Source organism: Microcoleus sp. F10-B2 (genome assembly GCF_036704965.1).
In the GTDB taxonomy this organism is placed as follows: Bacteria; Cyanobacteriota; Cyanobacteriia; order Cyanobacteriales; family Microcoleaceae; genus Microcoleus.
In genome coordinates, this window is sequence record NZ_JAUBTB010000198.1 from 1 (window position 1) to 2,997 (window position 2,997).

The 2,997-nt window shown below is 46.7% G+C and carries 1 protein-coding gene and 1 pseudogene; both read right to left on the bottom strand.

Annotated elements, in window-relative coordinates; all coding sequences use genetic code 11:
* Positions 1 to 290: 290 nt before the first annotated feature.
* Positions 291 to 2,051 (bottom strand): reverse transcriptase domain-containing protein, encoded by a 1,761-nt coding sequence (locus QUA99_RS32495; protein ID WP_333245685.1) that lies wholly within the window; start codon positions 2,049 to 2,051, stop codon positions 291 to 293.
* Positions 2,052 to 2,664: 613 nt separating this feature from the next.
* Positions 2,665 to 2,874, bottom strand: a pseudogene (locus QUA99_RS32500) (reverse transcriptase N-terminal domain-containing protein); the annotation flags it as partial.
* Positions 2,875 to 2,997: the final 123 nt, after the last annotated feature.

Consider the following 2,997-nt stretch of genomic DNA (forward strand, 5'->3'; position numbering starts at 1 on the left):
ATTGTGGGTATTCCTAATGGTCTAGTTTCGGTTGTTCCGGGTTTGGGAATATTAACCCTACGAGTGGGTTTTGCCTTACCTTCCAACTTTAACTTACCAACCAGGTTAGTACGTTGCTTTGGAGTCAGCGATTTAACGCCATCCACACCAGCCGTATTTTGTTAACCTAAGCAGGCAGGTCGCCCTACCTGCTCGGCTCCAGAACCGAACGTGAATATCGCTATTCATTCGGCTCCTCAGTGTGTGACTGTCACCTTTGCTTGTGACATCTCCAATAAGGGAAAACTCCCTCAGCGCGGTTCTGTTTCAGATTGCCCGTGAATTTGGTCGTGGCAATGCAGGTGGACTAATATCAGGTTTTTGTCGGCATTATTTCCCCCCTTGGCTCTAGGCTTTAGGTGGTGTTTTTCGATTGAATCACCTGGGTTAAAGTTCAGTCCACATTGGGCGCATCTACCTTTCTGCCGCTTGAGCAGTCTTGCTTTCTGCGGTTCTAGGTATTTGTAATTTTCGCCCATTCTGGCGCTCCAATAAATCGAGTCTCCATCGTAGGGGCTGCGTGTTCCTTGTACCTTTTTCCATCTCAAACCCGCAGGAAATGCGGCATGGAGTAGGAGGTTGAAGGAATCCTGCTCTTTCCTAGAGCTTGCAAAGACCCAATTGTTATGACCGATGGTTCGCCAATATTTTCTGGCAACCCACTTTTTCCCTTTGTTAGGGTGACGGCGTTTCCCCCATCGATACAGTCTGCTCCAGAGTAGGTGGTCGAGTTTATTGAACGTTTCCTTTGAGTTCCAAGGAGATTGGTAGTGACACCATCCTCTAATGATTGGATTGAGGAAACTGATTAGAGCAGCTTGACTACTGCTGTTATTCTCCTCGACGTACTTATCGAGCTTTCTGTAATGAGCTTGAAGCTTTTCGTTGGAGGGTTTTACGATGGTTTTGAAACCCAACTTTTTACCTTTCGATGTTTCACCTGAATGGTGTTTCCCTACTGGGTATTGGCGAATGGAAAATCCTAGAAAATTAAATCCAGGCTTTTCTCCACCATGTTCTTCTAGTGTATGTACTAGCCGAGTTTTTTCGGGTTTCAACTCAAGCCCCAATTCGCTTAACCATTCTGATAGAATTTGCTGACATTGTTGTACCACGGCAAGTTCTTCGCATATTACAACTAAGTCATCCGCGTAGCGTATAAGCGTAGGAGCTTTCACTTCCTTTCCAAATAACCTTTTGGTATTTCGGATTCTGTTTGCTTTATCGCTGGGAAACTGTGCCTCTATGCGTTGTTGCATACCGTGGAGCGCGATGTTCGTTAAAAGTGGTGAGATACTACCACCTTGCGGAACACCCTCCAGTGTCTCTTGAAATCCCTTCCTTTGTGCCCATCTGCTGAAGTCGATTACTCCCGCTTTGAGCCACGCTTTGATTTGACGCTCGAAGATGGGAAAGGTATTAAGTTTTTCTAACAGTTTGGTATGGTTTATTTTGTCAAAACACCGACAGATGTCTGCATCCAAAACATACTTCGGTTTTTGGGCGATGTACGTTCGGATTGCTTCAACTGCGTCATGACAAGATCTGCCAGGTCTAAAGCCGTATGATTCCGATTCAAAACGTGCTTCCCATTCTGGTTCTAACGCCAGCTTGATTAGCGTTTGTTTTGCTCTTTCCTCAATTGTTGGGATTCCGAGTCCTCGTTTTTCCGGCTTTCCGGGTTTAGGAATCCAAACCCTTCGAGTTGGTGCTGATTTCCCGTTTACTTTCAGGTTTTTTGCCAGTTCTAATCGTGCTGGAGGTTTTAAGGATTTTATCCCGTCAACTCCCGCCGTAACCCGACCTTTATTGTCCTGTGTAACCCGTCGCACGGCAATTAGTTTTGCAGACCAGGACTGAGCTAGACTCTTTTGGAGCCGCCTAACTGTTTGAACATCTCCACGTTGTGAAGCGCGATAAATCCGCTTTTGGAGCTTGAAAACTGCAAACTCAGCTTTCCGCCAGTTCACATTTTTCCATTCCACTTGTGATGTAATCTCCGTTTTGGACATCTTTACTCGTACTTTGCGAACGTATCTTTCACACAGCAGTGAGTCTGTCAGCATATCCTCTCCATTACAGAGGGGCGTTGGCTTCTGACCCAATCCTTCCAAAGGTGGCTTACGCTAGCTACTACTCCAGAGTTTGACCAATTCTGGAGAGCCGTTCCCTTGGTTTAACTCGTTCCTAGTTTCCGTTGGTATTGGTTGTAGAACCTCTCAATCCGCCGGGTTTTGGTAAGTGCCGATAGTCAGTAGGGCAAGCTGCTATCTACCGTTCCCGTGAGCCTATTTCGCTCCCTGCGTATTAGCCTTATTCCGCAAGTTGACAATGACGACGGTTTGTACAAGAGTTCGCTTTCGCTGTTCTGCCCCAAATGCTCCCGGTTTCACTACATTTCAGGCTGGTAGCTTATCCGGTTTTCACCCCGCTTCAGTTCTGGCGGTGCTACCCTCTCCATAGCTGGGGGTGATGCTGTTATCTGGACACTTACAGAAGGAGGACTTTCACCTCCACGGAAACTAAGTTATCTCGGTTTCGAGTGTTGCCACCCTTCCCTATTGACCTGCTTTCAGCAGGTGTGACGCTTTCGGATTTCTCCTTGGCGCGTCAACGAGCCGCACTACCTTGATTATCTTGTGTCACCCTACGCACAGCAATACATTTTGCAGACCAAGACCTAATCAGGGTCTTCTGAAGTTTGCGAACTGCTTTAACATCACCACGTTCACTCGCTTGGAATATTCGCTTTTGCAACTTAAAAGTCACCCGTTCTAGCTTTCGCCAGTTGATGTCTTTCCACTCCGCCGTCTGATTGTTCAGCGTTTTAGATATATGCTTTGCTACTTGTTCTATTCCTTTGGAAATACCGTGTATCTGTCCTGGGGGGGTGACAAAGAGGCCTAGGAGATAGACCGAATCAGGGTTGCAGCCCGCATACCTTGTTGATAAAAGCGG

What these genes read in the sequence shown, in the direction of transcription:
- QUA99_RS32495 (WP_333245685.1), bottom strand. Translation starts at nt 2,051, where the DNA reads ATGTCCAAAACGGAGATTACATCACAAGTGGAATGGAAAAATGTGAAC.